This is a genomic window from uncultured Anaerococcus sp. (assembly GCF_963510915.1).
Taxonomy (GTDB): Bacteria; Bacillota; Clostridia; order Tissierellales; family Peptoniphilaceae; genus Anaerococcus.
This window is the reverse complement of the sequence record NZ_CAUPHG010000147.1, coordinates 1-2,890: the sequence shown is the minus strand read 5'-3', so window position 1 is coordinate 2,890 and position 2,890 is coordinate 1. Positions and strand designations below refer to the sequence as shown.

The following is a 2,890-nucleotide window of genomic DNA, read 5'->3' as shown; positions in this document are numbered from 1 at the left end:
ACAATTTTTATTTGGAAGTCCTCCCGGAGAAACGGCAATGATCCTGCCAGGCATTGGCAAAGGCGTGCCCAAGGCATTATTATGCAAAAAAAGCCCAAGGGCTAAACCAGCGCCTGACGAGAATCCCAATACGCCGATCTTGTCCGCCTCATAGGCCTTTGTCATCATTTTATAAGTCTCAAAGCAAACTTTATACGTCTCTATTATATTTCTATCTGCCGTGCACAAGGGATAGAATAAAAACCAGACGTCTTTTCCTGTTTTTTCCATTATTCTTTCTGAGAGAGAAAAATCCAAATTGTCAGGGCCCGTGATCATTCCTCCGCCAAAAAGATAAAGTACCGCTCCTGTTGCCGGATTTTCATTTTTTTGATAGGTCAAAACCCGATGTCCCATCACTTTTCTGTCAAAGAGAAAATATTTCTTTCTGCTAGCCCGTTTTATCGCCTTATCAATATCAAAAAGAGACTTTTCGTTTTGTTTTTTAGCATATTCCAAGATATCTTCCTTGGGTCTTTTGAATATTTTTTTCACGCCCAGAAGTTTTACTATGCCTGCTGCTATTTTATAAGTTAGAGTCATTTTGCGCCTTTTTTTCATCTAACAACTATCTAATTAAAAGATCTGTCTCTTCTTATCTAAATTCATGAAACCACAGATCCTCTTCTCCAGTTCTTTTCTGATTTTTTCGGCAACCACGGCCAACAGCGGTTGACGTTTCTGCAATACTCTTTATAGGCCTTACCATACCGATCTTTCAACCATTTTTCCTCTGTATGCTTTATGAGTACAGCCAAGAGTTGCCAGTAAAGAAAAGGAAGAACAAAGAACCATGCATTGCCGGCAACAAGGATTATTCCTGTGCATAGAAGCATAAAAGCAGAATAGACCGGATTCCTGACCCAGGAATAAACTCCCGATGTTACCAAATGATTCTTTTTAATATTCTCGTCCAGCTTCGATACGATGACCGCCTGTGTCCATATAAAAGCAGACAAAATGATGAGAAGCACGCCAATAACGATTAGCGGTATTCGCAGAGTTATCAGTTTTCCTGATTCAAATACATGATTATCCCTTAAAAGCACCACCGCAAGCGTCGGCAATAAAATGGAAACAACATACGCCGGACCTATGCCGAAAATTGGTAAATATTCATATCTTTTCATCGCCTGTTTTATCTTTCTAATAATCAAAAATATCACCGAAATTACGGCCACGAGCCCTACATATAAGTCAAGGATATTCTAGTGAACCGACTCATTCCAGCGCTTTTTTGTCATTGTAATCGAAGCAATTTCAGCTTAACTTATTTTCTTGACATCAATACTTCAGTTCCTACATGACTTGAGTGGTCAGTATGGACAAAATTCAATATTTTAGAGAAGCCTCGTATGTGGGAATATATTTATTCTCAATTATTTCTAAATTCTTTTAACATTTTATTTAAAACTAATGCATTTTCACACTCTTCAACAAATGCTCCATTGTATTAACCAAAAAGGTATTTTAGAGCATCTTGTAAATTTTGTGCTGTTTCCTCTTAATATTCTTCAATTAACATCTTACAGATTTTATTTCTGATCGCTTTCTTATGGCATAAAAATTCCTCCTGATTAGTTTTTCTTAACCATAATCAGGAGGTTTCTATACACAGAATTTTACACAGTCTCAAATATCTAGTACTTCTACTATCTCTTCTCTTTTTTCTTTCATTATAATTTTTTTGATTACTTCTTCATCTAAGTATTTTGAGAAATCATCCAATTCAGATGTTACTTCAAATATTATATTATGATTTTTATCACCTAAATCAAAACTCGAGTCATATTTAGTTTTATCTGACCAATAATTCCAATTTATATCTGTCCTTTCATAATATACATAATTTCTTTTTGGAGTTACAAACACTCTTTTGTTAATGAGTTTTTTCCCATCTTCTGCTTTAAACATTTCAGAATATAATTTTATTCCTTTGAATACTTTATAATCACTAATAGTATCATTTGAAACATTTAATCTAATATCTTCATACTTCATAAAATACCTCCTTATGTTAATCAATTTTACTATATTATCGACACTGATAAAGTGAATTAATTATTACAAGCTTATTATAATTTTAAGCTTTAGAGAATCAACAACATTTTGAGTATCACTTCTTCCCTTATCTTTCCTGACATCTTTCATATTATACTTATCTTCTTCGACAACACATATTATCATGAAAGCCTCTCTACTATCAGCCATGAAAATAATATCATGAAGCAAATCTTGCTTTCCTTTTTTATCAGATTTATACCTTTCTTTTTTTAATCCAAGTACCCAACTTTCCGCCTAAGGTCTATCAATTCAAATATCACTTCTTGTGCAACCATACACCTACTCCATAAATCTCAACTAATTGTATTATACAATTTCCAAGGAAGAACAACAATCCCATATAAGTACTGCCTACTTATTTATTATAATTTCAATCCCAGATTTAAACATTACTTTCAGCCTTTCTTCATAAACCACTATCTTCTCCATAAGTTTCCTTACTAATTCTTCATCATGGCTGTCTATTTCTGATTGTTGGTTTTCTAAAAACTCTTCTAATACTATTATCTAATTAAAACTAGACACAAATAAATCCTATTTGAATATTTTTTCCTTGGGGCGCTTTTCGGCTAGAGCGAGCGCTAGCAATCCACTGCTTCCAAAATATTCAAATAAACTTATACAAACTTAAATTGAGTTTAGTATAATTCTATTAGTCTACTTTGTTCATTTTTCTCTTCTGCAATGTTGAGGAGTATCTTTTCTTTTTCATACCTTAATTCTTCCACCCTATCTGCAAGGTCTGTGTAGTCTTTCTTGGCATTAGCTACTTTTAAAAGCTCTTCTT

The 2,890-nt window shown here is 33.6% G+C and carries 4 protein-coding genes; all 4 read right to left on the bottom strand.

Annotated elements, in window-relative coordinates:
• Nucleotides 1-600: alpha/beta hydrolase (locus tag RQ893_RS08905; protein ID WP_399523615.1), on the bottom strand; the 600-nt coding region annotated here is incomplete at its 3' end.
• Between the two features lie 44 nt (nucleotides 601-644).
• Entirely contained in the window at nucleotides 645-1,196 is a 552-nt protein-coding gene (locus RQ893_RS08900) for an isoprenylcysteine carboxylmethyltransferase family protein (protein ID WP_311482654.1), read from the bottom strand.
• A gap of 475 nt (nucleotides 1,197-1,671) precedes the next feature.
• Nucleotides 1,672-2,040 carry an EXLDI protein gene (locus tag RQ893_RS08895; protein ID WP_076388092.1) on the bottom strand — a complete coding sequence of 123 codons (369 nt, stop codon included), beginning with the start codon at nucleotides 2,038-2,040 and terminating at the stop codon, nucleotides 1,672-1,674.
• Nucleotides 2,041-2,103: 63 nt separating this feature from the next.
• Nucleotides 2,104-2,250 carry a hypothetical protein gene (locus RQ893_RS08890; protein ID WP_311482653.1) on the bottom strand — a complete coding sequence of 49 codons (147 nt, stop codon included), beginning with the start codon at nucleotides 2,248-2,250 and terminating at the stop codon, nucleotides 2,104-2,106.
• Between the last annotated feature and the right edge of the window lie 640 nt (nucleotides 2,251-2,890).

Excerpts from the sequence above, each read along its gene's own strand:
- RQ893_RS08895 (WP_076388092.1), bottom strand. The coding sequence starts at position 2,040 with ATGAAGTATGAAGATATTAGATTAAATGTTTCAAATGATACTATTAGT.
- RQ893_RS08890 (WP_311482653.1), bottom strand. The coding sequence starts at position 2,250 with ATGGCTGATAGTAGAGAGGCTTTCATGATAATATGTGTTGTCGAAGAA.